Source organism: Janthinobacterium sp. OK676 (assembly GCF_900103595.1).
Taxonomy (GTDB): Bacteria; Pseudomonadota; Gammaproteobacteria; order Burkholderiales; family Burkholderiaceae_D; genus Janthinobacterium.
Genome location: NZ_FNHA01000008.1, coordinates 39,510 through 64,556 on the forward strand (window position 1 = coordinate 39,510; position 25,047 = coordinate 64,556).

Sequence of the window (25,047 nt, forward strand, 5' to 3'; positions counted from 1 at the left end):
TTAAGTGGTATTAAAAAATGCATGGCGCGGTGTTGCGCCGAGCCCGAGAGGCATATTGCAAGTGTTTGTTAATAAAGGAGTTTTTGCGGATGGTGAATGGTATTGAAATTGGCCTTGTTTAATGCCAATTTTTCGCCACTGGTCTGCGCCGCGCGCCATAGTATTGCTTGGCAAGGGACGCCATGAAGAGTAAAGTCCGCCTTTTACACCTGAGTTGGAAGAGCATGATGAACGACAAGGCAGCAAAGAGCGAGTACTGGGACGACTGGCAGCAGGAGGCGCTGGCCGCCGGTGTGTCGGCGCCGCTGGCCGCGCTGGGCATGGAAATGATGCGCACGCACCGCAAGAACCGCTGGCCGAAGGATTTCCTGGGCCGCGAAAGCGATGGCCCCGTCATGATCGAGATGTGCCTGGAAGACGAGGCGGAAACGGAACTGTTCTTTATAGAGAACCTGTATCCCTACGATACGGCGCTGATCGAAAAGACGCGCCGCCGTCTGTGCCTGCACTGAATGTGCGCTGACGCGTGACTGGAGCGGCCGCCTTGCGCGGCCGTTTTCACGTCAGGTGCTGAATTTTTCGCTGTTGGTGGTGGCGCTGGCGCGCATGCGCAGGCTCAGCAGCACGATGGTGACCAGCAGCAGTGAATGCGCGCCCGGTTCATGCTGGGCCGGGGCGCGCAGGCTGGCGTCCTGCGACTGGAGGCTGGCCAGCTGCATGGCCAGGGTGACGGGCGCCGCCCGGTAGGTGGCCGCCTGCATCGGCTGTGTATCCGCCGCATAGGTGTTGCCAGCGGCCCAGAGCGACAGGGCCGCGCCCAGCAAGATCATTGTTCTCATCATATTGTCTGTTTCCGTCTATTTCCGCCGAGGGCTGCAAGTCGATTTGCCATGGTCCGCCGCATGCCGGCCATGTCCTGTCCCCAGTTTGTATGCTTGTTTCCGTGCTGGTCACGCCGCACCGAAATGATATCTATTTATAAAGTCCGTGTATTAAAACACAATAGAATAAAAATGCAAACGTCTTTTTTCAAATAAACGCATGCGCTGCCTGTGCTTGCCGGGCGGGATCAATTGCATAGGGGAAATGATGTGGCATTTTCATGGGGGAGTGTCATAATGGCTCAGGCATTTCCGCCCAGGCATGGAGTAGATGATGAGCAAGGCACAGGACAGCAAGAAGGAAGCCAAGAAGGAACCGGCCAAGACCATGAAGGAAAAGAAGGAAGCCAAGAAGGTCAAGAAAGAAGAGCGCAAGCGCTGATCATGCGCGTGCGCCGTTCATTGATGCGCCCGTGGCGTGCGCCGGCCCGGCTGGCGGTGTTCGCCCTGCTGGCCTGCGGCGTGCCCGTGTCCGGCGTGCTGGCGCAGCAGAAGCCGCCGCCATCCACGTTCGGGCAAGTGGTGGGCAATGCCGTGCTGTGCATCGACCAGATCGACAACAAGGCTTTTTATGCCTATCTGCTGACGGCCTTCGGCCCCGCCTACAAGCATGAAGGGGGCGCCTACTGGTTCCGCACGGACGCGACCTTGTGGGGCGCGCCGATTACCGACGTGATCGTCAGCGACGACACCAGCCCCCTCGTGTTCATGGGCGTGGTGGCGGACTCGACGCCGGAAAAACTGGAGCCGGCCATCCGCGGCGCCTCGGGTCTGCGTTTCAATAAACTCGACAATTCCGCCTTTCCCGTCCGTGGTTCCGTGCCTGGCAGTAAAATCGTCTACTTCCGCAGCAAGGCAAAAGTCTATTGCGCCAAATACAAGCCGTTGCCGCCCGCCCGCACCCGATGAGGGTATCGGCTTGCCGCCGCGCATTTTGATCGTTTCATCCGCAGGGTCTCCATGTACACGCATTATTTCCAGCTCAAGCAATCGCCGTTTTCGATCGCCCCCGATCCGCGCTACCTGTTCATGAGCGAACGCCACCGCGAAGCGCTGGCGCACCTGCTGTATGGCGTGGGCAGCGGCGGCGGCTTCGTGCTGCTGACGGGCGAAATCGGCGCCGGCAAGACCACCGTGTGCCGCTGCTTCATGGAGCAGATTCCGGAAAACTGCCAGCTCGCGTATATCTTCAATCCGAAATTGTCCGTCGAGGAACTGCTGCTGTCGATCTGCGAGGAATTCCGCATCGCCCCGGCGCCTGGCGTGGCCAGCGTGAAAGGCTATGTCGACGCCATCAATACGCACTTGCTGGCCAGCCATGCGCAGGGCAAGAACAATGTGCTGATCATCGACGAAGCGCAAAACCTGTCTGCCGCCGTGCTGGAACAGTTGCGCTTGCTGACGAACCTGGAGACGAGCGAGCGCAAGCTGCTGCAGATCATCCTCATCGGCCAGCCGGAATTGCGCGCCATGCTGGCCCGGCCGGAACTGGAGCAGCTGGCGCAGCGCGTGATCGCCCGCTATCACCTGGGGTCGCTGACGGCGGACGAAACGGCCAGCTATGTCCGCCACCGCCTGGCTGTGGCGGGCAGTACGGCGCAGACGCCGTTTGCCCCCCGTTTGATGGCGCAAATCCACGCCTTGAGCAAGGGAGTGCCGCGCCGCATCAATCTGCTGTGCGACCGCGCGCTGCTGGGCGCCTACGTGGAAAACCAGCCGCAGGTGACGCGCCAGATCTTGCGCCGCGCCGCCGAGGAAGTGTTTGCGGAAGAGGGCAAGCCGGCTACTGGACGGGGCTTGCGCTGGCCCCATGTGGCGGGCGGGGTCTTGGCCGGCGCCGTGGTCACGGCCGCGCTGGCCTGGCATTTCATGCCGCGCCCATCCGCTGTGCCTGCGGCTCCTGCCGTGGCCGCCTCTGTGCCTGCCGCGTCCGCCGTGGCGGCTGCCGCCGCATCGGCACCTGCACCCGCCAAGGTGCCGGACCGCAACGCCGTGCTGCGCCAGCTGGCCGCCCTGTGGGGCGAGCAGTTGCCGGCCGGCGATGCTTGCCAGGCGGGCGCCCGCGCCGGCCTGCGCTGCCTGCACAGCCGGGGCGGCATCGCCGAGCTGCGCGTGCTGGACCGTCCCGCCATGCTGGCCTTGCGCGATGCACAGGGGATGGAACAGCTGGCGCTGCTGACGCGCCTGCAGGACGAGAGCGCCACCTTGATGCTCGACGGCAAGCAGCAAAGCTTGCCGCTGGCCCAGCTGGCCCAGCTGGCGCAGCGCAGCGATGGCAGTTTCACGACCTTCTGGCGCGCTCCGCGCAGCTGGCGCGACGAAGTGCCGCTGGGCGCCCGCGGCGTCGACGTGGACTGGCTGGCGCAGCGCCTGGCGCAACAGCAGGGCTTGCCGGCACCGGCCGCCAATCTGCCGCTCGATGCCGAGATGCAAGGCCTGCTGCGTGCTTTCCAGCAGCGCCAGAACTTGCGGGCCGATGGCCTGGCCGGCCCGAAAACGTTCATACGCCTGATGCAGCTGGGTGACAATGCGGAGCCGCGCCTGAGCAGCGCAGCTCCTGCCGTGGCAGCGCCCGCTGCGACGGCGATGGTGGCGGGGAAATAAGATGTCCTACATACTTGAAGCACTGAAAAAATCGCAAGCCGAGCGCCAGCTGGGCGAGTTGCCGTCAATCCACGCACCGCAAGTGCAGCTGCACGATGGCGCCGCGTCCGGCGCGGCGCGGCGCGCGCCCGTCTGGCTGGCGTTGGGCGGCGTGACGGTGGCCGTGGCTGCCGCCCTGCTGTTCTGGCAGCCTTGGCAGGCGGGCACGGCTGCACCTGCGGCCGCTCCTGCCGTCTTGGCCCAGGCCGTGCCCGCGCCGGTGCCGGCAGTCGTCCCATCCGTCGTCCCGGCGCCTGTGCCGGTGGCTGTGACGGTGCCGCCAGCAGCCACCGCCGCGCCCGTGCACCATGCCCGGCCCGTGGCGGAACCGAAGCAGGAGTCGCCATCCCCCGCTCCTACGCCGGCCGTGCCCGTACCTGCGCCTGCCGCCGAAGAGGCCGTGCCCGGCATGCGCGACCTGCCCGAGCCGATACAGCGGCAAATCCCTCCGGTCGCCATCGGCGGCTATATCTATTCGAAGAATCCGGCCGACCGCCTGTTGCTGGTCGATAAGGTCCTGCGCCACGAAGGCGAGGAACTGGCGCCCGGTCTGGTGCTGGAAAAATTGCAGCCGAAGGCGGCCATCTTCAGTTTCAAGGGCTACCGCTACCGCGTGCCATACTGAGTTGTTGTGCATCAAGGCCGGGCCGCCATAGCTGAACCATACTGGCCTGGCCTGGTCGAACCAGGGTCGCTGCGCCCGTGTGCGCGGCCGGGGAGGTCAGATGATTGCTGCCGCAGCTGGTGAGGGTGTTCTTGACGCGCATGGCCTGGGTAATCTGGCGCGCATCGACCATATCGTCGTGCTGATGATGGAAAACCGATCGTTCGATCACATGCTCGGCTACCTGAGCCTGGAAGGCGGGCGCGCCGACATCGACGGCTTGCAGGCCGGCCATGCCAACGTGCATGCGGGGGTGTCCTACCCCGTGCACCATTTGCGGCGCACGGCCTTCGGCCCGCAGCAAGATCCGTCGCATACGGGCATGTCGGTGGCGCAGCAATTGCAGAATAATAATGGCGGCTTTGTCGACGACTATGCGCAAACGCATCCGGGCGACCCCGACATCGATCTGGTGATGGGTTATTACAATGCAGCCGACTTGCCCATGTACGATTTCCTGGCGCAGCAATTTTGTGTCTGCGACCGCTGCTACAGTTCCGTGCCGGGCGCCACCTGGCCCAACCGCCTGTATGCGGTCAGCGGCAAGGCGGCCGGCAGCCACGACAGCAAGCGCGTGCCCCTGTACACGAACAAATCGTTCGTGCGCCACCTCGAGCGGGCCCAGGTCAGCTGGAAATTTTATTCCGCCTGGAAGCCCTGGAGCCTGGCCCTGACGGACGACCATTACCGCTCGTCCGAGTGGTACGAACCGTTCGGTTCCAGCGCGCGCCGCTATGGCTTCATCGGCGATGCGCTGGCGGGCACCTTGCCCTCGGTCAGCTGGATCGATCCGCATTTTTTTGACAATGACGACCACCCGCCGGCCGATATCCGCGCCGGCCAGGCGCTGGTGGCGCAGGTCTACCAGGCTTTGTCGCGCGGCCCCGCCTGGGCGCGCACCTTGCTCATCCTCAGCTATGACGAGCACGGCGGCTTTTTCGACCATGTGCCGCCTGGCCCTGCCATTGACGACGATCCCGCGTTTCGCCAGTACGGCGTGCGCGTGCCCATGCTGCTCGTGTCGCCGCTGATTGCGCCCGGCAGCGTCAGCCACGAGGTGGTCGACCACACGTCGATCATCAAAACCATCCTGCAGCGCTTTTGCCGCGCCGCCGATGGCGGCTTGCCCCAGATGGGCGCGCGCGTGGCGGCCGCCAGCGGCCTGGGCGCCGTGCTGACCCTGGCGCAACCGCGCGCGGCGCCCGCCGTGCCTGCCGCCGTGCTGGCGCAGCGCGCCGCATGGGACGCGGATGTGCGGGCGCGGGACTTCGCCACGCTGGCGCCGGCCAGCCTGCCTGATGGCGAACTGGGTACCGTTGCCGGCGTACCGATCCAGTCCGATGCCGAGGCGGGCGCGATCGCTGCCCACCGGCAATTGGCGCGCAAGGCCAGGAATGCGCAGGCGATGAGTGGTAAAACAGCGAGTAAAACGGCGGGCGCGGCAGCGCCGAAGCCGGCGGGCAGGCGCCGGCGTCACGTGCCCGCCGGCGCGAAGAATGGCGGAAAACCGGGAGTTGCTTGACCTCGGTGTTAACTTGGGCAATGCGCGACGCCTGTGCCGGATGGCCGCGCCCGTGGCGCTGCGTATAATCATTCCTTCTCAATCAAGGAGTGACCATGCACGATGCGATGCCCGCACACCCGGTACTCGGTGTGATCGGCCGTTCCGGTAGCGGCAAGACGACCCTGCTGGAATTTGTGGTGAAGGAAATGGCGGCGCGCGGCTTGCGCGTCAACCTGGTCAAGCACAGCCACCATGACCTGGCGCTGGAGCCGCCGCAAAAGGATAGCGCCCGCCTGCGCCTGGCCGGGGCGGCGGAAGTGCTGGTGGCGTCGCCGTACCGTTTTGCCATCGTGCATGAGCTGCGCGGCGCGCCCGAGCCCAGTCTTGCACAGCAATTGGCCCGCATGGGGCCGGCAGACCTGACCCTGGTCGAGGGTTTCAAGACGGACCCCATCCCCAAGCTGGAAGTGTTCCGCCCGGAAGTGGGGCAATCGCCTTTGTATCCGCACGACCCGCACGTGATCGCCGTGGCCTCCGACAGCCCGGCGCCGGCCGACCTGCGCGAGGGCGTGCAATGGCTGGACTTGAATGCGCGCGAGCACGTGCTGGCCTGGCTGCTGCTGCAGTTGGAAAATAAGCTGGAAAAATAAGCTAAAGGTTTGCCGGCGACATCCGTTAACAAGGGTAGAACCTCATTGGAGAAATGTATGGACGTCGGAAGCATTGCTCAACTGTCAACCACGATGGCGGAGACGGGCACGCGGCAAGCCGTCGGCTTGACTGTCCTGAAAAAAGCCCAGGATATCCAGAGCTCGACTGCCACGGCCTTGCTGGCAGCATTGCCGCCGGTACAGTCGGCGCCTAGCCTGCCGGCTCACCTCGGTAACCGCATCAACACGACTGCCTGAGCGCGGTCCGCGGCGCCAGCCTGGCGCCCGCTATATTTACGCCCACACTACCGTCATCGACGGTGGCGCGTGGGCGTTTTTGTCTGCCTTCCTGTCCCTGTGAAATGAAGTAATTGAGCCTGGTTCGCCATGGCACGGCCGATTCAGTAGAATGACGTCCATCGCCTCGTGTTGCTCATGGTGCAGCCCGGGGCGTGCCCACTTATCGATTACTTTGACCCATGCAAGAGGAATTCCATGAATAAACGTCAAGCTCTCATCGCCGCCGCCCTCGCGGGTCTCTGCGCCGGCACTTCCGTCAACGCGGCCGCGCACGATGGTCCCGCCCCTGGCGACAAGGAAAAATGCTATGGCGTGGCCAAGGCGGGGCAGAACGATTGCGCCTCGTCCGACGGCGCGCATTCCTGCGCGGGCCAGGCGGAGGCGGACAATCTGCCCACGGAATGGTCCTATGTTGCCAAGGGCACGTGCGAACAGGCGGGCGGCTCCGTCAAACCCATCAAGGCCGGCAAGGCTGCAAAACCGGCTACCCAGCCCTAAGCGTCCGCCGCCTGCCCATGCCGCCGCCCATCCAGGCGCTTGCCGGCGTCGGCTTGCGCGCCGCGCATTACCGCGACTTCCTGGCGCGCCGGCCCACGGTGGGCTGGCTGGAAGTGCACACTGAAAATTATCTGCAGCCCTCGGGCTGGGATCATCACGTGCTGCAGACCCTGCGCGAGGAATACCCGATCAGTCTGCATGGCGTGGGCCTGGGCCTGGGTTCCGCGCGCGGTTTTTCCGAAGCGCACCTGCAGCGCGTGCGCGCCGTGGTCGAGCGCATCGAACCGGTCCTCGTGTCGGAACACTTGAGCTGGGGCGCCGTGGCGCGGCAGCAACTCAACGATCTGTTGCCGCTGGCCTTGAACGGCGCCGCCCTCGATTTGCTATGCGCCAGAGTGGGGCGGGTGCAGGATGTGCTGAAAAGACCGATCTTGCTGGAGAATGTTTCCACTTACCTGCGTTTTGCCGACGATGCCATGAGCGAAGCACAATTCCTGGCGGAGCTGGCGCGCCGCAGCGGCTGCGGCTTGCTGCTCGATATCAATAATCTGTACGTGAACCAGTGCAACCACGGCGAAGACGCCTTGACGGCCATGCAGTCGATCGCGCCGGGCAGCGTGGGCGAGCTGCATCTGGGCGGCCACTTGCTGACGCCGCACGCCGTGATCGACCACCATGGCGCTACCGTTGTCGAGCCCGTCTGGGACTTGTATGCGGCCGCCTTGCGGCGTTTTGGCGCCGTGCCCACCCTCGTCGAATGGGATACGGATTTGCCGCCGCTCGATATCCTGCTGGGCGAGGCGCACAAGGCGCAGGCCATGCTGGCGCGCCTTGCGCCGCAAACGCCCTGGCAGGGAGAGGCGCTGCCATCGACGCCAACGCCCGCGCCGCTTGACGCGCTGGTAGCCGGCCAGCAAGCGTTTGCCACGGCCTTGCTCGATACCGCGGCTGCCCTGCCATCGTTCGCGGGAGCGGCGGTATTGGAGCGTTTTTCACTGTACCGCGGCAACTTGAGCGCCACGTGGCGCCGCACCCTGGGCCATGCCTACCCCGTCGTGCTGGCGCTGGTGGGCGAGGAATTCTTTGGCGGCCTGGCGCGCGCGTATGGTCGGCAGTATCCGTCAGATAACGCCGATTTGAACCAGTTTGGCGAGCGTTTCGCCGATTTTCTCGCTGTTTTTCCGCCTGTGGCTGACTTGCCCTATCTGCCCGACATGGCGCGCCTGGAATGGGCCGTGCACCTGGCCCATTACGCGGCCGATGCGCAAGGCATGGCGCCCGAGTCGCTGGCCGCCATGCATCCCGACCAACTGGAAGCGCGGCGTTTTAGCTTGCATCCCGCTTGCGCCTTGCTGGCCTCCAACTGGCAAGTGGCGGTCCTGTGGCAGGCGCATCAGGATGGTGAAGGGCAGGGGATGTTTCCGCAGGATATGCAGGTGGCCAGTTGCGCGCTCGTATGCCGACCGCGCTGGAAGGCGCAGGTGCTGGTAGTGGATGCGGCTGCGCATGCAGCCTTGCTGGCCTTGCGGCAGGGGCAGACGTTTGGCGCCGCACTCGATGCGGCGTTCGAGCTGGACCCGGCATTCGACCTGCCCGCACGCTTGCGCCAGTGGCTGGCGCACGCGGTGTTGACGGCGTAACGGTTTATTCGAAGGCCCGCAGCAGGCGCGCTTCGCCCGTCTGATCGCGGTACAGGGCATTCGCCGCCAGGGTGGCGTCCATCATGCGCGTCACTTGCTCTTCTTCAAAGCGGGCCAGTTCGGCCGTGGCCGCGACGAGGGCCAGTTCCAGCCGGGCGCGCGCGCTCTGGTACAGGCTGCTGGTATATTTGTCTGTGTTGCGCAGTAATTCTTCCGCGTTTTCTATGACCTGGCGCAAGTCGCCGATCAGGCGCTCCTGGCTGCGCGTACCTTGTGCGGGATGTTCCATGGTGCTTCCCTTCTGCAATCGATATTCATCTGGCAATAACGACGTGTTGCAGCTTGATCCAGGCACCCGGCTGGCATGGGGCTGCTTTAGCGCCCCATGCCGACATCACACGGGAGCGACGACCGTGATACGGATATCGCCCACGCTGACGACCTGGCCTGCGCGGATCTTGGCGGTCTTGCGCAATTCCTTCTTGCCATCGACCTTCACCACGCCGCTATCGACCATGACCTTGCCTGCGCCACCGCTGTCGCACAGGCCGACCAGCTTCAACAGCTGGTTCAGCTCGACGAACTCGGATGTTAAATCAAAGCTTACTTTTTGCATTGTATCCCTTATTGCAATGATGTGTTTTCAACACTTGATGACGACCTCAACTAACTCGTAGTTTACCTGAAGCCGCCAGCAATGCAGGGGGAAGTCAGCTTTTGTTGGGCCGCGTCATCTCCAGCGGCACGATCCACGCACTGAATTGCTCTTCCGTCACAAAGCCCAGGGTCAGCGCCGCTTCCTTCAGGGTTGTGCCTTCGTGCTGGGCCTGTTTGGCGATTTGTGCCGCCTTGTCATAGCCGATGTGCGGCGCCAGCGCCGTGACCAGCATCAGGGAACGCTCCATCAGTTCGGCGATGCGCGCGCGGTTCGGCGCGATGCCGTGCGCACAATGCTCGTCGAAGCTGCGCATGCCGTCGCCCAGCAGGCGCGCGCTTTGCAGGAAGTTGTGTGCAATCAGGGGCTTGAAGACGTTCAGCTCGAAATTGCCCGAGGCGCCGCCCACCGTGATGGCCACGTCGTTGCCGAACACCTGGCAGCACAGCATGGTCAGCGCTTCGCACTGGGTAGGATTGACCTTGCCCGGCATGATGGAGCTGCCCGGCTCGTTTTCCGGGATCGTGATTTCGCCGAGGCCGGAGCGGGGGCCGGACGCCATCCAGCGCACGTCGTTGGCGATTTTCATCAGGGCCGTGGCCAGTGTTTTCAGCGCGCCATGGGCCGCGACGAGGGCGTCGTGGGCGGCCAGGGCGGCAAACTTGTTGCTGGCCGACTCAAACGGCTGGCCCGTCAGGCGCGCCAGTTCTGTCGCGATGCGGCCGGCAAATTCCACGTTGGCATTCAAGCCCGTGCCGACGGCCGTGCCGCCGGCGGCCAGCTGCAGCAGCGGCGGCAACGATGCCGTGATGATGTGCTCGGCAAAGTCCAGCTGCGCCACGTAGCCGGAAAATTCCTGGCCCAGGGTCAGCGGCGTCGCATCCTGCAAATGGGTGCGGCCGATCTTGACGATGTCGGCAAATTCCGTGGCCTTGGCGTCCAGGGTGGCGCGCAGCTGGCGCAGCGGCGGCAAGACCGTGTTGGCGACGGCCAGGGCGGCCGCCACGTGGATTGCGGTGGGAAAGATGTCGTTCGAGGACTGGCCCAGGTTGACGTCGTCGTTCGGGTGCAGCAGTCGCTCGGCGCCCCGCAAGCCACCGATCAGCTCGGAGCCGCGGTTGGCCAGCACTTCGTTCATGTTCATATTGCTTTGAGTACCCGAGCCCGTCTGCCAGACGGCCAGCGGGAATTCCGCGTCGTGCTTGCCTGCCAGCACTTCGTCGGCAGCCTGCGTGATGGCAACGGCTTTCTTGCCATCCAATAAGCCCAAGTCCAGGTTGACGTGGGCGGCCGCGCGCTTGACGGTGGCCAGGGCGGCGATCAGTTCGGGCGGCATCTTTTCCGTGGAGATATGGAAGTGCTCGAGCGAGCGCTGCGTTTGCGCTCCCCACAGCCGGTCGGCGGGCACGTCGATCGGGCCGAAACTGTCGCGTTCGATTCTGCTACTCATGGCATCCCTTTCATCGATAGAGGTGGATCGAGTGTACTCCAGGCGCCAAAAAGGCACAGGACGATGCTGTATTGCATCATTTTTGCCATGACCCATCTATATTTTTGCGATTTCCTGCCGTTAAAGACAGGCGAGTTCCCCTTATTTATCTTGTTATCAAAGCGATCAGTCCATGCAGAGCAGCATCTTTTCCCGTTGGTCCCTGATCGCGTGCGCCGCCGCCAGCCTGGCTTTGCCGTCTGTGGCGGGCGCGGCCGAACTGGGCGAGATGGCGGTGCTGTCGCACGTGGGCCAGCCCCTGCTGGCCGAAATCGAATTGACGGCCCTGGCGCCCGACGAAGCCAGCGGAGTGGCCGTGCGCCTGGCCTCGTCCGATGTGTACCGGGGCGGCGGCATCGGCATGGACCCGGCCCTGCAAACCTTGACGATCAGCCCGCTGGAGCGTGGGGGACGCCACTATGTGCGCGTGAGCACCCGGCAGGCCATCCAGGCGGGGCATGTGCATTTGTATTTATTGCTGGGCAATGGCAATGGCGCCGTCGTGCGCCTGGCTACCTTGTGGCTGACACCGGCGCCGCCCGCTGCCGTCAGTGCGCCAGTCCGGCCCGCCGTTCCCGCGCCCGCGCCTGTCTCCACGCCTGTGCCGTTGCCACGCGCCGTACCCGTCGCGCCATCGCCCGACGCCGCCGCGCTGGCGGCCCGCGCCCGTGCCGAGGGCCTGGTGCGTCCGCCGCGCGTGTTCGTGCCGCCGCCCGCCATGCCCATGCAGATGGCTCCCGCGCCGCGTCCGCCGCGCCGCGCCACGGCGCCCGTGGCCGCTTGCGCGCCGCAAGCCGATATGGAGCAGGCGCAAGCATGTGTGGCGCTCGATGAGAAAAACACGGCCCTCAATGCCAGGCTTGGCGAACTGGAAGGCAAGCTCGGCGCTTTGCAAAAGGCGCTGGCGCTGCCTGCCGCCGCCGTCGCTGTAGCGCCAGTCGCCGCGCCCGCCGAGGCGCAGGCGCAGGCGCCCCATGCCAAGCCCAAGCCGCTGCACGCGGCGCCCGCCGCCGACAAGGAAAAGAAGGGGGGCGGCAACGGCATGCTGTGGCTCGGTCTCGGCACCCTGGTCTTCCTGCTGCTGACTGCCCTCATCGTGTATGTGGTGCGCAAGCGCAGGCAGGCGACGGGGCCGCGCGCACCGTCGAAATACTGGGTTCTGCTGCGCAAGCCGTTTGGCCGCAAGAAAAAAGATGTGCCCGTGCTGACGGAAGCCGTGGAAGAGGGCGCGGTGGCCGAAGCGGAGCCTGAGCCGTTCTCGCGTTGACGAGGTGGCAAATCCAGGCCGAAATTTGATGTAAAAAAAGATATTGAAAAAATACAGGAAAACGCCGGCCAATCGCGTTGCCTTTTTTTTAAAGATGGTGATATGATGAATTCAGTGGACTTGCTCTACGACAAAACAGCCCCAGCCTGGCGCAGCCACCAACGATAGTGTGGCGCGGCAAACAGGTGTAGCGTTGCATAAACGCCTGGGTCTGGAAGCGGTTCGCGATGCCAACGATGTGCTCGCGAACGCCGGATGCAACCGGCAGCGAGGCGACGCCAGGAGATACCTGGGGCTCGCCTTCCACATTCCCCTCCTTGCTTCCCGGGCGCCGCAGATGGCGCGCTCGCTGCGAAGGCGGCAGATGTAAAAAAAGCACCCTCGGGTGCTTTTGTGTTTTCTGGCGCGGCAAGTTTCACATGCGTGCGCGCGCACCTTGCATGGCGTTCGGCAGCTGCGTCATCCACGGTTCCGTGATGGCGCGGATTTCGCGGTCATTGGCCAGGATTTGCTTGAGCAAGTCAATCTTGCGCAGGCGCGAGGCGCCGGCCAGGGCAGGGGCCTTGCCCGTCATGGTCGCGCTGGCGGCGCTGGCGCACTGGTTTTCCAGGGTATCCAGGCCATCCCAGTCGCTCGAACGTGCGGCCACGACCATTTTATTGGTCATTCCTGCAATATTTTCGTACATCGAAAGAACGTCGTTGGAGGTCATGAGCACACCCGTAACTAGTGAATGGATTACCGCTTGTCAAGATTAACGGCAGGTCCAGCAGGAACTTGAGGGTGTTTTTGAAAAAAAATGAAAATAATTTAGATGATTGCCTGCCTGCTGCCGGAATCGCCCGCCAAGCCGCATGGATGCAGGGGGAGAATTCCGGCAGCGGCGGACTTATTTGACGAGTTCTTCCAGTCCCGCGCTCAGTTCGGCCGGCGGCGGCATCTTGTCGATCAGTACCGAGGGCGGCAAACCGAGCGCTTCGGCCACGTCGCCGGGGTAGCAGGCGATGATTTCTTCATTGCTCAGTGCGTTCTCCTCGATGCGGGCGCGCCAGGCGGCCAGGTGGATGATGGCGGCCAGGCGATTCAACGGTGTCTTGGCCAGCGGATCGGGAAAGGCGGCGATGGCGTCGGCAAAGGCGGCGGGGAACTTCCAGCGGCGCGCCAGTTCGGCGCCCACCTGCGCATAGTCATAGCCCAGCGACACCCGCTCGGCGTCGAGCCGGCGCGCGTCGAGCGGCGGGGCGATCTTGTCGAGCTGCATGGCTTGCTCGGGCATGGCGGCATGGATCACCAGTTGACCGATCGCATGCATCATGCCGACCGTGAACGCCAGGTCCTGGTTGTCGCCCGTCTGTCTGGCGATCCAGCGGGCCGACACGGCGCTGTGCAGGCTGTAGCGCCAGAACTGGGGCAGGTTCAGCCCGGGCACGGTCTTGTAGCCGCTGACCAGGCCCGAACTGATGACGAGCGTGCGCACGGTTACAAAGCCGAGCATCAGCACGGCGTCTTCCACCGTGCCGATGCTGCGCGAGACGTGGTAATACGCCGAGTTTGCCAAGCGCAGCAGCTTGGCGCTCAAGGCCGGGTCCGCTCCCAGCTGGCGCGCGATGTCTTCGGTGGAGCTGGCGGGGTTGTCGAAACTGCGCACCAGTTCATCGACGATCTTCGGGGCGGCAGGCAGGGCGTGGGGTTGCTGGAACAGCGCTTCCAGTTGCATGGCAATCTCCTTGGCGTTCGCGCGGCATGGGGTCGTGAAACTATATGCCGATTTTTTATGCGCATGCAAAAAAATTGCGGGATGCTCTTTTCATGGGAAACAGGCTATGATTTTGACTATTCCATCGAAAGGATCGCCATGCACGGTTTGTGTTTTTCCTGGGCCCGGACGCCAGTCCAGGCTGCCATCGTCCTCGCCCTGGCCGGCGTCTCGCTGATCGGTTTGCCGGTCCAGGCGCATGGCCAGCAAGCGGCGGCCGCCGCGGTGCCTGCTGTCCCCGCTGCCGCCACGGTCTTGCCCGGCGACGATTTCTACGATTATGTGAATGGCGACTGGCTGCGCAATACGGAGATTCCCGCCGACCGCAGCAGTTGGGGCTCGTTTGCCATCCTCGCCAACGCCACCAACGAGCGCATCATTGCCCTCGTCGAAGGCCTGGCGGCGGCGCCGCAGGCCGATGCCTCCGCGCGCCAGGTCAGCGATTTTTACCGTTCCTGGATGGATGAATCGGCTATCGAAGCGAAAGGCTGGGCGCCGATCAAGCCGCTGCTGAAGAAGATCGATGGCATACGCGACCAGGCGGGACTGGCCCGCGCGCTGGGCGAAAGTCTGCGCGCCGATGTCGATCCGCTCAATGCCACCAATTTTTATACGGAAAATCTGTTCGGCCTGTGGGTGGCGCAAGACTTGAACGACACCACGCGCAATGTGGCTTATTTGCTGCAGGGCGGACTGGGCTTGCCCGACCGCGCCTTTTACCAGAGCGACAGCGCCCGCATGCAGAGCTTGCGCGCGGGCTACCAGGCGCATATCGCCGCCATGCTCAAGCAGGCAGGCTACAGCGATGCGCCGGCCCGCGCCGCGCGCGTGTTTGCGCTCGAGCAGCAAATTGCCGCCAGCCACGCCAGCCGCGAGGATTCGGCCGATGTCGCCAAGGGCAATAATGCGTGGCGCGCCGCCGACTTCGCCAGCAAGGCGCCCGGCCTGGACTGGAAAACCTTCTTCCAGTCGGCCGGCCTCGGCAAGCAGGCGGATTTCATCGTCTGGCATCCGACGGCCATGACGGGCAGCGCGGCCCTGGTAGGTAGCGTGCCGCTGGCCACGTGGAAGGATTTCCTGGCCTTCCACGCGATCAACCATTTCAGCACGACCTTGCCGAAGGCGGCCGCCGACCAGCGCTTTGCCTTCTATGGCAGCGCCCTGAGCGGCACGCCGCAGCAGTCGCTGCGCAGCAAGCGCGCGCTGGCCGCGACGAATGCGGCCTTGAGCGACGCCGTCGGCAAGCTGTATGTGGAGCGCTATTTCCCGCCTGAATCGAAAGCGCGCGTGCAAGACATGGTGACGAATATCGTCGCCGCCTTCTCGCGCCGCATCGACAAGCTGGACTGGATGGCGCCGGCTACCAAGGCGCAGGCGCAGGAAAAACTCAAGACCCTGTACGTGGGCGTCGGCTATCCGGAGCGCTGGGAAAATTATGCGGGCTTGCGCGTCGTGCGCGGCGATGCGCTGGGCAATGTGCAGCGGGCGGAACAGTTCCATTACCGGCAGGAACTGGCCAAGCTGGGCCAGTCTCCCGACCGCAAGTCCTGGGCCATGCCGGCGCAGCTGGTCAATGCCGTCAACCTGCCGCTGCAAAATGCGCTGAATTTCCCGGCCGCCATCCTGCAGCCGCCGTTCTTCGATCCGACAGCGTCCGACGCGGCCAACTATGGCGGCATCGGCGCCACCATCGGCCACGAGATCAGCCACAGTTTTGACGACCAGGGCGCCCAGTTCGACGCCCAGGGCAAGCTGCGCGACTGGTGGACGCCGGCCGACCTGGCGCATTTCCAGGCAGCCTCGAAGCAATTGGTGGCGCAGTTCGCGGCCTACAAGCCGTTCCCCGACCTGGCCGTGAATGGCCAGCTGACCCTGAGCGAAAACCTGGCCGACCTGGCCGGCGTGGCGGCCGCGCATGACGCGTTCACCCTGTCGCAGCAGGGCAAGCCGGCGCAGCCGGGCGCGGACCGTGATTTCTTCATCGGCTACGGCGTCAGCTGGCGCAGCAAGGCGCGCGAAGCGGCGGCGCGCCAGCAAATCCTCACGGATGGCCACGCGCCTGCGCAATACCGCGCCGCCACCGTGCGCAACCTCGACGCCTGGTACCCGGCCTTCGACGTCAAGCCGGGGCAGCAGCTGTACCTGGCGCCGGAACAGCGCGTGCGCGTCTGGTAGCAGATGTGGACGGTGCCGGCACGCAGCGCGCCGGCACCGTAAAATGGCGGAACATATCGACAGGACCGCCATGAAGCCGACCCCACCGCAAGACCCGCAAGACCCCATCCACGCCATCACCGGGCGCACCCTGGCCCATTACGACGCCAGCGCCGAGCAGTTTTTCGAAGGCACGCGCGACCACGACGTCAGCCAGAACATCAGCGCGCTGCTGAATGCCATCGGCAAGCCGGCGCCTTTGGCGATCCTCGACCTCGGTTGCGGCCCCGGCCGCGACCTGAAAGCGTTCACGGCCATGGGTCACCACGCCACCGGCGTCGATGGCAGCGCCCGCTTCGTCGAGATGGCGCGCGCCTACAGCGGCTGCACCGTGTGGCAGCAGGATTTCGTCGACCTCGACTTGCCAGCCGCGCACTTCGACGGCGTGTTCGCCAATGCCGTGCTGTTCCACGTGCCCAGCGCCGTCCTGCCCGGCGTGCTGCGCGCCTTGTACGCGTGCCTGAAGGAGGGCGGCGTGCTGTTCAGCTCGAACCCGCGCGGACACAACCAGGAAGGCTGGAACGGCGCGCGCTACGGCAGCTACCACGACGAAGCGACATGGGCCGCGTACGTGCAGGCGGCCGGTTTCAGCCTGGTCGAGCAGTATTACCGTCCGTCCGGCCTGCCGCGCGAGCAGCAGCCGTGGCTGGCGACGGTATGGCGCAAAGCGGGCTGATTTCGCGTAATTAGCTGATTTTTGGCATGTGTTAGGGACCGTACATAGTTTTTGCAACCTCAAGCGTAGTATGGACACATCGACACGCAGCAAGCAGTTTGCAACGGCGTGTGAGCCGCAGTACCGGCCCTTCGGGGCAGGACAACAGATGTACCAACTACAGTGAGGATTTATCATGAACAAAGATCAAGTCGAAGGTAAACTGAAGGAAGTCGGCGGTAAAATCCAGGAAGCCGCTGGCAAAGTCGTCGGCAGCGAAGAACAGCAAGCCAAGGGCCTGGCAAACCAGGTCGAAGGCAAAGTGCAAAAGAAAGTGGGCGATGTGAAAGACGCGGTGGAAACCGTCACGCGCAAGCCGTAATCTGACGCACGCATAAAAAAAACCGCCGCCTGTCGCAAGACAGGCGGCGGTTTTCATTTGCGGGCGCGCTTTACTTCGCGACGCCCAGGTTCTGCTTGAAGAACATTTCGATTTTCCTGTACACGTGGCGCTGGCCTGCGCGCGACGAGATGCCGTGCTTGGCGCCCGGGTACGTCATCAGGTCGAATTGCACGCCGCGGTTCACCAGCGCGTCGATCAAGCGCGTGCTGTTGCTGAACAAGACGTTATCGTCTGCCATGCCGTGCACCAGCAGCAGCGGCGACTTCAAGCCGTCCAGGTGGGCGAACACGGTGCTGGCCTTGTAGCCGTCCACGTTTTCCTTCGGCATGCCGAGGAATTGTTCCGTGTAGTGGGTGTCGTACAGCGACCAGTCGGTGACGGGTGCGACCGAGACGCCCATGGCGATCTTGTCGGAGGCTGCCGACAGCAAGCGCAGGGTCATGAAGCCGCCGTAGCTCCAGCCGAACACGCCGATGCGCTTGGCATCGACGAAGCTTTGCTGGCCCAGCCAGGCTATGCCGACCAGCTGGTCGGCCACTTCGGCCGCGCCCAGGTTGTGGTAGATGGCGTCCGTGAACGCGCGCTCGCGGCGCGACGAACCGCGGTTATCGAGGCGGAAGACGACGAAGCCCTGCTGCGCCATGTACTGGTCGAAATTGTTGCCCCAGCGGCGCGCCACGTGCTGCGAGTGCGGGCCGCCATACGTCGACAGGTAGACGGGGTAGCGTTTGCCCGCGTCGAAGTTCGACGGTTTCACCAGCGAGTAGTGCAAGGTCTGGCCATCGTTGGCCTTCAGGGTGCCGTACTCGGTCGGCAGGTGGTCCGCCTTGTACTTGAAATACGGGTGGCTCGCGTTCAGCGCGTTTTCTTCCAGCCAGCCCACCATGGCGCCGTCCGGGCGGCGGATGCTCACTTGCGGCGGCGTGGCCGGGTCGGAATAGGTGTCGACGAAGACTTCGCCATTGCGCGAGAACGTCGTGTCGTGCCAGCCATCGGCTTTCGTCACGCGCTGCGGCTTGTCGGCCGTGCTGCCATCGAGCGCCAGTGCGTAGGTCTGCTTGTCGATGACGGCGTCGCGGTTCGACGCGACGAACACTTTGCCGGTTTTCTGGTTCACGGCCAGCACGCCGTCGATGCCCCACTCGCCGGAAGTGACCGGGTGCAGCAGCTTGCCGCCCATGTCGTACAAATACAGGTGATTGCGGCCCGTGCGCTCGGACGACCACAGGAAGGTGCCGTTGGACAGGAAGCGCAGGTCGTCATGGATGCTGACCCAGGTCTTTGACGTTTCCGTCAGCAAGGTGCGTTGCGCCAGCGTGCTTGCGTCGACGGCGACCAGGTCGAGGGTCTTCTGGTCGCGCGACTGGCGCTGGTACACGAGCGACTTGCTGTCCGCGCTCCAGTCGGCGCGCACCAGGTAGATGTCCGGGTTCGTGCCCAGGTCCACCTGGCGCTGCGCGCCCGTTTCCGGCGAGACGATCAGCAGCTGCACCAGCACGTTCGGGTCGCCGGCGGCAGGGTAGCGCTGCTCGACGACGTCCGTGCGGTCGGCAAAGATTTCGAAGCGGCGCACGACGGGCACGGGCGCTTCGTCATAGCGCTTGTAGGCGATGGCGGAATCGTCCGGGGCCCAGTAGTAGCCGGTGCGCTGGCCCATTTCTTCCTGCGCCACGAATTCGGCTTCGCCATTGTGGATGGCACCTTTGCCATCGGTCGTCAGCTGGCGTTCCTGGCCCGACTTCAAGTCGATCACATAGATGTTCTGATCGCGCACGAAGGACATGTAGCGGCCTTTCGGCGAGATTTTCGGGTCGAGCACATTGCCCTTGGCGACCAGGCGCGCCTTGTCCGGACGGGCCGCGTCGACCAGGTACAGATTGCCGGCCAGCGGTACCAGCAGCTGCTTGCCATCGGGCGACCAGCTGTAGCTGAGAATGCCGTTCAGGCTGGCCGTGCGCTCGCGTTCGCGGCGCGCCTGCTCTTCGGGCGAAATCGTTTCATTCGGCACCAGCGCCTTCGAGTCGACCAGGCGGTGCGTGCTCTTGTCCTTCAGCTTGAATTCCCACAGGTCGAGCTGGAACTGGTTGTCGGCGCGGCCGCGCAGGAACGTGACTCTCTCGCCATCGGGCGAGACCTTCAGGTTGCGCACGCCGGGGCCGGCCAGCGCCGGATCGGCGTGGATGCGTTCCAGGGTCAGCTTTTCAGCCGATGCGGGAACGCTGGCCATCGCGGCCAGAAAACAAAGAATAAAACGCATGGATGTCTCGGTGATTGTAAAAGAATGGCCAAGCTGATGCTTGACGGCAAACGATACCAGAGCACGGCGTTTAATGCGATAGGGCAGGCCACGGAATAAGCCGTCGATTACCTGCTTTACTTCGGTGTAATGGTGAAGACAGCAATGTTTTATATGGTGATGTGGGCAGTCGGCGCGCATTCATTGCGCGCCGACTGCTCCTTCAACGGGCCTCGCGCAGGCGCTGCAGCGACAGTCGGTTCAAATACCAGGTCAGCAGCACGGCGGCCACCGTCAAACCCGTCACCAGGCCGATCCAGAAACCGGCGGCGGCCATCGGCTCGGCCGGCGACCAGATGAAGCCTTGCGGCGCGAGGCCCAGCACATAGCCGATCGGCAGCGAGAAGCCCCAGAAGGCCAGCAGCTGGATCAGCATCGGCTGGCGCGTCACCTTGTAGCCGCGGATGGCGCAGGACGTCGCCACCTGCGTCGCGTCGGACAGCTGGAACAGGGCGGCGAACAGCAGCAGCTGCGCGCACAGCGCCTGCACCTGCGGGTCGGACGTGTAGGCTTGCGCGATCTGGTGGCGGAAGATGGTGATGACGGCGGCCGAGACGATGGCCGCCGTCAGCGACATGGCCACGCCCACCCACGAAATGAAGCGGGCGCGGCGCAAATTGGCTTCGCCCACGGCGTGGCCCACGCGCGTGACGAGCGCGATGCCGAACGTGAGCGGCACCATGAAGACGACGGACGAGAAATTCAGCGCGATCTGGTGCGCCGATACCTGGATCACGCCGAAGCGGGCGACCAGCAGGCTGATGACGCCAAAGGCGCTCACTTCGGCAAAATAGGTGACGCCGATGGGCAGGCCCAGGCGCAGCATGGGGCCGATGGACGACAGCTGCGGCCATTCCCAGTGCGTGAACGGATACGTGGCGTGGTAGGCGGGCGCGATCCTGATCCAGGCCAGCATGGCCAGCAGCATCATCCACACGCAGCAGGTGGTGGCCACGGCGCAGCCCACGCCGCCCAGTTTCGGCATGCCCCAGTGGCCGTAGATCAGCAGGTAATTGACGAAAATGTTCAGCGCCAGCGCGGCCAGCGCGATCACCATCACGGGCTTGGTCTGGTTGATGCTGGTGCTGTAGCCGTACAGCGCGCGGTAGGCGGCGAACGGCGGCAGCGCGCAGCTGATGATGTGCACGAACAGCTTGGCCTTGGCGGCCACCGCCGGTTCCAGCATCAGGTGATCGAACACGAGCGCCGCCATGTTCGTCAGCAGACAGGCCACGAGGCCCACGAGCAGCGCCTTCCACAGCGACTGGCGCACGATGTGCGGTACCTTGTCGTGGCGCGCGGCGCCGATTTCATGCGCCACCAGGGTATTGATCGCCATCATGATGCCGCTCACGGTGACGAGCACGATGGACCAGATGGCCGCGCCCAGCGACACGGCCGCCAGTTCCTCGGGGTTCGTATGGCCCGTCATGGCCACGTCGGCCGCGCCCATGCCGACGGTGGCCAGCTGGCCGATCAGGATGGGCCAGGCCAGCTTCCACAGCGACGCGACTTCAGTGCGGATGGCGGGCAGGGTGAACGAGGTAGTGTGTGGCATGGGCGGCAAGCTTGTCTAAACACAAGATTCTACCGGCATTCGCCGTGCTTGTCCGCCGTGGCGCCCAGGGCGTCCGGACACGGTAATCATTTGTTACAGCTAAGTGGGCCGGTCGCGGATAGACTGCGCGCTCTATTTGGCAAAATGACCAAATAGTCAACCGCAGTACCCTGACTATGGAGTAAGACCATGTTGAAGAAAGCCTTGAACTGCGCCCTGTTGCTGGGCGCCGCCATGACGGCCGAACTGGCCGGCGCCGGCGAACTGACCCTGTATTCGCGCGACGATTATCACGGCCGCTCGCACACCGTGCGCGATACGGTCGCCGACCTCGAAGACGTCAATTTCAACGACACGACGCAAAGCATCCGCGTGCGCTCGGGTCGCTGGGAGGCGTGCGAGGAAGCGGAGTTCCGCGGCGCCTGCTTCCTGCTCTCTGCGGGAGAATATCCGTCGCTCGATGGCCGCGCCAACAAAATCAGCTCGCTGCGCGAAGTGCGCGGCGGCTGGGATGGCAGGCATCCGGGACGCGACCGCGACTGGGAGCGTGACCGCGAACATGAGCATGAGCATGAGCGCGGGCATCTGCCTGGCCGCGCCATGGGCGGCGAGCTGACCCTGTACACGCGCGACGACTTCGCCGGCCGCAGCCTGACCGTGCGCAATGGCGCGGCCGACTTGCGCGAGCGCGATTTCAACGACACGGCGCAAAGCGTGCGCGTGCGCACCGGCTACTGGGAAGTGTGCGAGGACGTGGGCTTTCGCGGTCGCTGCCGCACCCTGCAACCGGGCGAGTACGCAAGCCTCGAGCGCATGAGCAACCGCATCTCGTCGGTGCGCGAAGTGCGCTGATACGGGTCAGCGAGTACCTCAAATGCCAATAACCGGCTCCCGCAGGGCCGGTTATTGCTTTTGGTAACAATTTATTGTGCCTTTCCCATACTTTGTTACACCGTTTTTTCTGTGGATGGCTACACTGACATCCGTTGTCATGTAGATCATGCATACGCTTTGACGAAAGAGTCGACGATCTTCCGCGCGGGCTGGCACTTGTTACAATGGCATCCTGGCGTTTTGGCCAGGCAAATCATCACCAAAGAATGAAGAATGGAGTTAATCATGACGGGCCCTTTCAAACACACGCTGGCATGCGCGGCCACCTTGCTGCTCTCGCTGGGGGCCCATGCGGGCGATATCACCTTGTTCGAAGACGTAGATCTGCGTGGCCGCGCGGTGAACCTGCGCGAGACGACGGATGACCTGTCGCGCTTTGGCTTCAACGACAAGGTGTCGAGCATCCTGGTGCGTTCGGGCACGTGGGACGTGTGTACCGATGCCGGTTTCCGCGGCAATTGCCGCACCCTGGGGCCGGGCGAATACCGCTCGATGCCGGGCATGAACGACGCCATCAGTTCGGTGCGCGAGTCGGGCCGCGGCGATGGCAACAATCCGGGACGTCCCGGACGCGATCCCGACCGGGGCCATGGCGGCGGCTATGGCCGTGGCGGCACCCTGGAAGTGTATTCGGGCGCGGGCCAGAATGGCGGCTCGGCGCGCCTGAACCGCGACACGGACGATTTCGTCAATATCGGTTTCAACGACCGCACCACCAGCATCGTCGTCTATAACGGCTACTGGCAGCTGTGCAGCGATTCGAACTACAACGGCGTGTGCCGCATCTTCGGCCCTGGCCGCCACGACGACCTGGGACGCGGCCTCGATGGACGCGTCTCGTCGGCGCGCATGGTCGACGAGCGCGAAGCGCGCCGCCAGCAGCAGTACGATAACCAGTACCAGCGGCCGCAATACGACCAGCCGCAATATCCGCAATACCAGCAGCCGCAGTACCAGCAGCGCGGCGCCGTGCTGCTGTTCCCCGAGGCGGGCATGCGCGGCGAACCGCTGGCGCTGGACCACAATGCGGAAGACCTGGTGCGCTACAACTTCAACGACCGCGCCTCGTCCATCGTCGTCAACGAGGGCCAGTGGGAAGTGTGCAGCGATTCGAACTTCCACGGCCGCTGCGAAGTGATCGGGCCGGGCGAGTACGGCCGCCTGAACGCGATGGAAAACCAGATTTCCTCGCTGCGCCGCGTGCGCTGATTTTCTCCTGCCGCCATGCGGACAGGCCGCCTGCCGGGTTGATCCCGCCAGGCGGTTTTTACATGCGCTGCCGTGCGCTGACATTTGCTTGCCCTTTGTTACACTCGCCGCCTGCCGCCTGGTCTACACTGGCGAAAATGTCATCAGTATTGGAGTTGTCATGGTTCGATCTTTCCGGCCCGCGCTGTTATGCGCCGCCACCTTCCTCGCCCCCCTTGCCGCATCCGCGGGCGAAATCACCCTGTTCGAGGACGCCGGTTTCCGTGGCCGCCCTGTCACCCTGCGTTCCGACACGGGCGACCTGTCGCGCATGGGCTTTAACGACAAGACCTCGAGCATCATCGTGCGCTCGGGTAGGTGGGAAGTGTGCAAGGACGCCAATTACCGTGGCAACTGCCGTACTTTCGGACCTGGCCGCTACGACAGCATGCCGGGCATGAACGACGCCGTGTCTTCCGTGCGCGAAGTGGGCCGCCCTGGCCATGGCGGCGGCGACCACCGTCCGTATCCGCCGCGCCCGCCGCGTCCGGAGCCGGACCGTCCTCATCCAGGCTATCCCGGTTATCCCGGCCACGGTGGCGGTCACCGTCCCGATGCGAATGGCGCCGTGCTGCTGTTCCCCGATGGCGGCATGCGCGGCCGCCCCGTGCGCCTGGACCGCGAAGTGCGCGACTTGAGCCGCTATGGCTTCAATGACCGCGCCGAATCGATCGTCGTCAATTACGGCCGCTGGGAATTCTGCGTCGACGCCAACTTCCGCGGCCGCTGCGTGGTGATGGGGCCAGGCAGCTACGGCCGCCTGCACGGTGGCCTCGACCGCCGTATTTCCTCGCTGCGCCGCGTGCGCTGATCGCGGCGCGGGGCGGGCGCCGTATTGTGCGCACGCTGTCCTTTGACCAATTCGTGTACTCTTCCCATAGGCACTTCAACCATGGGGAGCAGGTACGGTGGAATACAAGGACTACTACAAGGAACTCGGCGTCGAGAAGACGGCGTCCGAGGCCGATATCAAGAAGGCGTACCGCAAGCTGGTGCGCAAATACCATCCCGACGTGAGCAAGGAGCCGGACGCCGACAAGCGCACCAAGGCCCTCAACGAGGCCTATGGCGTGCTGGGCGACGCGGAAAAGCGCGCGGCCTACGATGAACTGGGCCGCAACCAGGGCGCCCAGGGCCAGCCATTCCGTCCGCCGCCGGACTGGGGCTCGGGCTACGAATCGTCGGGCGTCGACGACAGCGACTTCTTTGCCGACCTGTTCGCCCACGTGGGCGGGCGCCGCCGCGCCGGCGGCAGTTTCCAGATGCAGGGCGAGGACAGCCACGCCGCCATCACCATCGATTTGCAGGACAGCTACCAGGGCGCCAGGCGCCACATCGTCATGCGCGTGCCCGAGGCGGATGCGCAAGGCCGTGTCGTCACGCGCGAGCGCACCCTGGAAGTGACGATCCCGAAAGGCGTCACGGAAGGGCAGCAGCTGCGCATGAAGGGGCAGGGCAATCCCGGCAGCGGCGGCGCGCCCGCCGGCGACCTGTACCTGGAAATCCGCTTCCGGCCCGATGCACGCTACAAGGTGGAAGGGCGCGACGTGTTCGAGACGGTGCCCGTCACGCCATGGGAGGCGGCACTGGGCGGCGACATCGACGTGCCCACGCCATCGGGCACGGTCACCGTCACCGTGCCGCCCAATTCGCAGACGGGCCGCAAGCTGCGTCTGAAAGGACGCGGTATTCCCGCCGCCCAGCCGGGCGATCTGTATCTGCTGCTGGAAGTGGTGCTGCCGCCGGCGAACGACGACAAGGCGCGCGAACTGTATGCAACCATGGCGCGCGAGATGGCTTTCAATCCACGCCAGAAGCTGGGAGGCTAAATC

At 64.3% G+C, this 25,047-nt stretch carries 25 protein-coding genes; 17 read left to right on the forward strand and 8 right to left on the reverse strand.

What is annotated here, in order from left to right; translation table 11 throughout:
• Positions 1-224 precede the first annotated feature (224 nt).
• Positions 225-512 (forward strand): hypothetical protein, encoded by a 288-nt coding sequence (locus BLU39_RS16520; RefSeq protein ID WP_092714822.1) that lies wholly within the window; start codon positions 225-227, stop codon positions 510-512.
• Positions 513-563: 51 nt separating this feature from the next.
• Here BLU39_RS16520 and BLU39_RS16525 read toward each other — a convergent pair whose 3' ends face one another.
• Complete coding sequence (locus BLU39_RS16525; protein ID WP_139178316.1) at positions 564-842, reverse strand: hypothetical protein; 279 nt, start codon at positions 840-842, stop codon at positions 564-566.
• Positions 843-1,265: 423 nt separating this feature from the next.
• On the opposite strand from BLU39_RS16525, the gene BLU39_RS16530 reads away from it, so the two are divergent.
• The 8 genes from BLU39_RS16530 to BLU39_RS16565 all read left to right on the forward strand — a co-directional run bounded on the left by BLU39_RS16530 (position 1,266) and on the right by BLU39_RS16565 (position 8,780).
• A complete protein-coding gene (locus BLU39_RS16530) occupies positions 1,266-1,790 on the forward strand; it encodes a hypothetical protein (protein WP_092714827.1) in 525 nt (174 codons plus the stop codon).
• Positions 1,791-1,841: 51 nt separating this feature from the next.
• On the forward strand, positions 1,842-3,485 hold the full coding sequence (locus BLU39_RS16535; RefSeq protein WP_092714829.1) for an ExeA family protein: 1,644 nt from the start codon (positions 1,842-1,844) through the stop codon (positions 3,483-3,485).
• Position 3,486: 1 nt separating this feature from the next.
• Positions 3,487-4,149, forward strand: coding sequence for a general secretion pathway protein GspB (locus BLU39_RS29190; protein ID WP_092714831.1), 663 nt, complete (start codon positions 3,487-3,489; stop codon positions 4,147-4,149).
• Positions 4,150-4,249: 100 nt separating this feature from the next.
• Entirely contained in the window at positions 4,250-5,710 is a 1,461-nt protein-coding gene (locus BLU39_RS16545) for an alkaline phosphatase family protein (RefSeq protein ID WP_092714834.1), read from the forward strand.
• 95 nt (positions 5,711-5,805) lie between these two features.
• On the forward strand, positions 5,806-6,342 hold the full coding sequence (gene mobB / locus BLU39_RS16550) for a molybdopterin-guanine dinucleotide biosynthesis protein B (RefSeq protein WP_092714836.1): 537 nt from the start codon (positions 5,806-5,808) through the stop codon (positions 6,340-6,342).
• A 57-nt stretch (positions 6,343-6,399) separates the two neighbouring features.
• Positions 6,400-6,600, forward strand: a complete 201-nt coding sequence (locus BLU39_RS16555; RefSeq protein ID WP_034781856.1) for a YjfB family protein — start codon at positions 6,400-6,402, stop codon at positions 6,598-6,600.
• Positions 6,601-6,837: 237 nt separating this feature from the next.
• A complete protein-coding gene (locus BLU39_RS16560) occupies positions 6,838-7,140 on the forward strand; it encodes a BufA1 family periplasmic bufferin-type metallophore (protein ID WP_092714838.1) in 303 nt (100 codons plus the stop codon).
• Positions 7,141-7,157: 17 nt separating this feature from the next.
• A complete protein-coding gene (locus tag BLU39_RS16565; protein ID WP_092714840.1) occupies positions 7,158-8,780 on the forward strand; it encodes an MNIO family bufferin maturase in 1,623 nt (540 codons plus the stop codon).
• Positions 8,781-8,784: 4 nt separating this feature from the next.
• Here BLU39_RS16565 and BLU39_RS16570 read toward each other — a convergent pair whose 3' ends face one another.
• From BLU39_RS16570 to fumC, 3 genes are all read right to left on the reverse strand, one after another.
• Complete coding sequence (locus BLU39_RS16570; protein ID WP_092714842.1) at positions 8,785-9,069, reverse strand: hypothetical protein; 285 nt, start codon at positions 9,067-9,069, stop codon at positions 8,785-8,787.
• A gap of 105 nt (positions 9,070-9,174) precedes the next feature.
• Entirely contained in the window at positions 9,175-9,396 is a 222-nt protein-coding gene (locus BLU39_RS16575; protein WP_035825476.1) for an RNA-binding S4 domain-containing protein, read from the reverse strand.
• A gap of 94 nt (positions 9,397-9,490) precedes the next feature.
• Complete coding sequence (gene fumC / locus BLU39_RS16580) at positions 9,491-10,885, reverse strand: class II fumarate hydratase (protein ID WP_092714844.1); 1,395 nt, start codon at positions 10,883-10,885, stop codon at positions 9,491-9,493.
• A gap of 172 nt (positions 10,886-11,057) precedes the next feature.
• Between fumC and BLU39_RS16585 the strand changes: the two genes are divergently transcribed.
• Complete coding sequence (locus tag BLU39_RS16585; protein ID WP_092714846.1) at positions 11,058-12,191, forward strand: type IV pilus assembly protein FimV; 1,134 nt, start codon at positions 11,058-11,060, stop codon at positions 12,189-12,191.
• 415 nt (positions 12,192-12,606) lie between these two features.
• Here BLU39_RS16585 and BLU39_RS16590 read toward each other — a convergent pair whose 3' ends face one another.
• Positions 12,607-12,858 (reverse strand): flagellar protein FliT, encoded by a 252-nt coding sequence (locus BLU39_RS16590; protein WP_314607443.1) that lies wholly within the window; start codon positions 12,856-12,858, stop codon positions 12,607-12,609.
• A 222-nt stretch (positions 12,859-13,080) separates the two neighbouring features.
• Positions 13,081-13,908 carry an HDOD domain-containing protein gene (locus BLU39_RS16595; protein ID WP_092715282.1) on the reverse strand — a complete coding sequence of 276 codons (828 nt, stop codon included), beginning with the start codon at positions 13,906-13,908 and terminating at the stop codon, positions 13,081-13,083.
• A gap of 138 nt (positions 13,909-14,046) precedes the next feature.
• Between BLU39_RS16595 and BLU39_RS16600 the strand changes: the two genes are divergently transcribed.
• The 3 genes from BLU39_RS16600 (at position 14,047) to BLU39_RS16610 (ending at position 17,198) form a co-directional block, all read left to right on the forward strand.
• Positions 14,047-16,122, forward strand: a complete 2,076-nt coding sequence (locus BLU39_RS16600) for a M13 family metallopeptidase (protein WP_092715284.1) — start codon at positions 14,047-14,049, stop codon at positions 16,120-16,122.
• Positions 16,123-16,192: 70 nt separating this feature from the next.
• The gene (locus BLU39_RS16605; protein ID WP_092715286.1) at positions 16,193-16,837 is read left to right on the forward strand and encodes a class I SAM-dependent methyltransferase; all 645 of its coding nucleotides are present in this window, start codon (positions 16,193-16,195) and stop codon (positions 16,835-16,837) included.
• A 175-nt stretch (positions 16,838-17,012) separates the two neighbouring features.
• Positions 17,013-17,198 (forward strand): CsbD family protein, encoded by a 186-nt coding sequence (locus BLU39_RS16610; RefSeq protein WP_034759763.1) that lies wholly within the window; start codon positions 17,013-17,015, stop codon positions 17,196-17,198.
• A gap of 70 nt (positions 17,199-17,268) precedes the next feature.
• Here BLU39_RS16610 and BLU39_RS16615 read toward each other — a convergent pair whose 3' ends face one another.
• The gene (locus BLU39_RS16615) at positions 17,269-19,476 is read right to left on the reverse strand and encodes a S9 family peptidase (RefSeq protein ID WP_092714851.1); all 2,208 of its coding nucleotides are present in this window, start codon (positions 19,474-19,476) and stop codon (positions 17,269-17,271) included.
• Between the two features lie 202 nt (positions 19,477-19,678).
• Positions 19,679-21,073, reverse strand: a complete 1,395-nt coding sequence (locus BLU39_RS16620; RefSeq protein ID WP_092714853.1) for an MATE family efflux transporter — start codon at positions 21,071-21,073, stop codon at positions 19,679-19,681.
• A 189-nt stretch (positions 21,074-21,262) separates the two neighbouring features.
• Between BLU39_RS16620 and BLU39_RS16625 the strand changes: the two genes are divergently transcribed.
• The 4 genes from BLU39_RS16625 to BLU39_RS16640 all read left to right on the forward strand — a co-directional run bounded on the left by BLU39_RS16625 (position 21,263) and on the right by BLU39_RS16640 (position 25,044).
• Positions 21,263-21,925, forward strand: coding sequence for a beta/gamma crystallin-related protein (locus tag BLU39_RS16625; RefSeq protein WP_092714855.1), 663 nt, complete (start codon positions 21,263-21,265; stop codon positions 21,923-21,925).
• Positions 21,926-22,192: 267 nt separating this feature from the next.
• On the forward strand, positions 22,193-23,176 hold the full coding sequence (locus tag BLU39_RS16630; RefSeq protein WP_175539341.1) for a beta/gamma crystallin-related protein: 984 nt from the start codon (positions 22,193-22,195) through the stop codon (positions 23,174-23,176).
• Between the two features lie 160 nt (positions 23,177-23,336).
• Positions 23,337-24,026, forward strand: a complete 690-nt coding sequence (locus BLU39_RS16635; RefSeq protein WP_092714859.1) for a beta/gamma crystallin-related protein — start codon at positions 23,337-23,339, stop codon at positions 24,024-24,026.
• A 97-nt stretch (positions 24,027-24,123) separates the two neighbouring features.
• Positions 24,124-25,044, forward strand: coding sequence for a DnaJ C-terminal domain-containing protein (locus BLU39_RS16640; RefSeq protein WP_092714861.1), 921 nt, complete (start codon positions 24,124-24,126; stop codon positions 25,042-25,044).
• Positions 25,045-25,047 lie beyond the last annotated feature (3 nt).